The sequence below is a fragment of the Mesorhizobium sp. M7A.F.Ca.MR.362.00.0.0 genome, assembly GCF_004023175.1.
In the GTDB taxonomy this organism is placed as follows: domain Bacteria; phylum Pseudomonadota; class Alphaproteobacteria; order Rhizobiales; family Rhizobiaceae; genus Mesorhizobium.
Genome location: NZ_RZTF01001046.1, coordinates 1 through 262 on the forward strand (window position 1 = coordinate 1; position 262 = coordinate 262).

At 41.2% G+C, this 262-nt stretch carries 1 pseudogene; it reads left to right on the forward strand.

Annotated elements, in window-relative coordinates:
* Positions 1 to 26: 26 nt before the first annotated feature.
* Positions 27 to 262, forward strand: a pseudogene (locus EOC06_RS39060) (lytic transglycosylase domain-containing protein); the annotation flags it as partial.

Consider the following 262-nt stretch of genomic DNA (forward strand, 5'->3'; position numbering starts at 1 on the left):
GTAGGGATCTTCCTAAAGCGACCGGCTTGACCGGCATCTATTTCCCAAAAGAAACATGGGCTGGCATCATAAATCCAGACAGTGATGATACAAATCCTAAAAGCATTGCTTTTTTCGGAGGACTTGGTGTCGATGGCAATGGGGATGGAAAAGCAGACTCTTTAAATGACGAGGATGTGCTATTTACATTTGCCAATCATATTCTTAAATTTGGCGTTGATGAAGATAACTTCCGAATTGGACTTTGGGATTATTACAAACG